The sequence below is a fragment of the New Jersey aster yellows phytoplasma genome (genome assembly GCF_002554195.1).
GTDB lineage: Bacteria > Bacillota_I > Bacilli_A > Acholeplasmatales > Acholeplasmataceae > Phytoplasma.
Genome location: NZ_MAPF01000020.1, coordinates 1 through 2,216, shown reverse-complemented (window position 1 = coordinate 2,216; position 2,216 = coordinate 1). Strand labels below are relative to the sequence as shown.

The following is a 2,216-nucleotide window of genomic DNA, read 5'->3' as shown; positions in this document are numbered from 1 at the left end:
ACTACAATTATCTTCTATATATTCATGAAACTTATGACCGTTATTACGAGACCATTCACAATAATTTTCAAATGAAATATCAGGATTAACTAAAAAGATACTTAATTTCTTTCCAGATATATTTCTTTTAGGAGCATATTTGACATTATAACTAAATCCTTTTTGACCACCTATAATTCTTTTATCAAACCTTCTTTTCTAATTTTAGTAAGACTTATGTCATCAAAAATATTGATTTTATAAGCGTTTTTATGACTTTGTTTGCTAAAATTAAACTCACCTCTGGTATAATTATAGTGAAGGTTTATGTGAGTTAGATAACTTAATATAAACTCGGTTTTACCGAGTCTACTAGGTCCTTCAATCACAATGGATTTAGGTCGTTTGCCTAATGATTGCACTGATAATTGAGTTTGAATAGCAGCAATTATCTCATTAGTTTTAGAGTTAGATTTGAATGAATTGAAAGAATAATCAGGTTTGGAAAATTCTTCTTCATCTTCTAACTCTTCTTTTTTTTAGTGAATTTTTTATTTAAAACTTGTTCTACAAAATCTATTTTTTCGTAATAAAAATCACGGTCTAGAATTTTAATATGAAATCATTAAGAGATTTTTTAATTTGATTTAAAGTTAATTTATCATCATGATAATATTTTTCTATTAATCTGTCTATTTCATCATATATTAATTGTTTACGTTCTTCTTTTTGATTTTGACGAATATATTTTTTATCTTTAGGGGTGCCTTCTTCAATGAAGTCGCCATCTTTTTTTATATAAGAAATTGATTTTTCTATATTACGAGCAGTTTCAATTCTAGGATGGAAACCTTCAATGTCAAAGAATCTATCACTTTGAATATTAAAACGTTTAGTTAATTGAAAAAGAACATGAGTATGTATTTCTTTATGGTCTTGATGGTTTTCAGTATTAGAAATGATATATGAAATTTCTTGTTTTTTAGATATCATTATTTCTTTTATATAATTATGAATTTTATCTTTACCTAAAGGACATTTTGAATAAGTTAAAAAGATGTCTTTTGTTCTTAATCTAAACTTAGTTTTTTTCATTGATATACTACTTTCTATCTAAAGCCCCTAATTTAATAGGGGCCTTTATTTTATTTATCTTTATTATCTAAAAAAATAACTTTTTGAACTATTACTTTAGTAGCAGTTTTATTTTCGCCTTCGTTATTGGTATATTTTTCAATTGACAACGTTCCTTCTAAATATACTTTTGAACCTTTATGTAAATACATACTCATATTTTCAGCTTGGTTTCTAAAAATAACACATGGAATGAATTGAGTTTTATCTTTATTATTTACAGCTATTTGGAAATCTAATTTAGATATTTGACCCTCATTAGTATTAATATGTGTTGGCTCTAAGTCATGGGTGATATTACCGATTAATTGAACTTTATTTAACATTTGATTTCTCCTTTCTTAATATTAAAGTAATAAAGCAACAGGAGCTGCAATTGGACCTACAGATGCAAAAATAGGAGCTAGAACTAGACAACCAATTACAACTGCGCCAGTTGTGAGAGTTACAACTGCTATATCTTTAACTAATTTATTTTCATCATCAAATTCGGTTTGATATTGATATTCATTATTATCTTGTTGTTGTTTTGATTTAAGTAATTTAGGTAATTTTAAACCTAAAAGAAATAACATGATTAAAATAAGAATTGATATAAATATAATCCAAATCTTTAATATAATTTTTCTTTTTTTATTCATGATTAATAATCTGTAATCTTTTTAACAGTTCCGTCTTTGTTATACCAAGTTGTTTTTGTTTTATAACCTGTTTGAGGATCGTATTCACCAATATTACTTATTTTTTTCCGTCAATTTGATAATAAGTTGATGATTTTAAAAAACCTGTTTGAGGATCGTATTCTTGCATCATATCTATTTTTTTACCATCGTCATGAAAATTAGTTAGTTTAATTAATTTACCATTTTCATTATATTCCTTAATTTGTTTTATTATTTTACCATCATATATAATATATTTCATCTTTTAATGAAAAACCTGTTTGAGGATTATATTCTTTAATATAATATAATGTTTTACCATCTTCATAAAATGCTTGTAATTAATTAATTTATTAGTTTGAGAATTATAAAATTTAATTTGTTTTATTATTTTAGTATTCGGCAAAAAAATAACGTTTTTAGTTGTAATTAATGCATCAA

General features: G+C 24.5%; 6 protein-coding genes. All 6 read right to left on the bottom strand.

What is annotated here, in order from left to right; all coding sequences use genetic code 11:
* Positions 1-582 precede the first annotated feature (582 nt).
* A complete protein-coding gene (locus BBA70_RS00845; RefSeq protein ID WP_252861469.1) occupies positions 583-1,074 on the bottom strand; it encodes a hypothetical protein in 492 nt (163 codons plus the stop codon).
* Between the two features lie 50 nt (positions 1,075-1,124).
* Positions 1,125-1,439: a single-stranded DNA-binding protein gene (locus tag BBA70_RS00840; protein ID WP_011412954.1), complete on the bottom strand. Its 315-nt coding sequence runs from the start codon at positions 1,437-1,439 to the stop codon at positions 1,125-1,127.
* Between the two features lie 21 nt (positions 1,440-1,460).
* Positions 1,461-1,688, bottom strand: coding sequence for a hypothetical protein (locus BBA70_RS00835; protein WP_252861468.1), 228 nt, complete (start codon positions 1,686-1,688; stop codon positions 1,461-1,463).
* Positions 1,689-1,756: 68 nt separating this feature from the next.
* Positions 1,757-1,846: a DUF2963 domain-containing protein gene (locus tag BBA70_RS03905; protein ID WP_425312270.1), complete on the bottom strand. Its 90-nt coding sequence runs from the start codon at positions 1,844-1,846 to the stop codon at positions 1,757-1,759.
* Between the two features lie 5 nt (positions 1,847-1,851).
* The gene (locus BBA70_RS00830; protein WP_252861467.1) at positions 1,852-2,037 is read right to left on the bottom strand and encodes a DUF2963 domain-containing protein; all 186 of its coding nucleotides are present in this window, start codon (positions 2,035-2,037) and stop codon (positions 1,852-1,854) included.
* Positions 2,018-2,077 carry a hypothetical protein gene (locus BBA70_RS03900; RefSeq protein WP_425312269.1) on the bottom strand — a complete coding sequence of 20 codons (60 nt, stop codon included), beginning with the start codon at positions 2,075-2,077 and terminating at the stop codon, positions 2,018-2,020. The genes BBA70_RS00830 and BBA70_RS03900 overlap by 20 nt, the downstream gene beginning before the upstream one ends.
* Positions 2,078-2,216 lie beyond the last annotated feature (139 nt).

Coding starts and splice junctions, on each gene's coding strand:
- BBA70_RS00845 (WP_252861469.1), bottom strand. CDS start 1,074: ATGAAAAAAACTAAGTTTAGATTAAGAACAAAAGACATCTTTTTAACT.
- BBA70_RS00840 (WP_011412954.1), bottom strand. CDS start 1,439: ATGTTAAATAAAGTTCAATTAATCGGTAATATCACCCATGACTTAGAG.
- BBA70_RS00835 (WP_252861468.1), bottom strand. CDS start 1,688: ATGTTATTTCTTTTAGGTTTAAAATTACCTAAATTACTTAAATCAAAA.
- BBA70_RS00830 (WP_252861467.1), bottom strand. CDS start 2,037: ATGAAATATATTATATATGATGGTAAAATAATAAAACAAATTAAGGAA.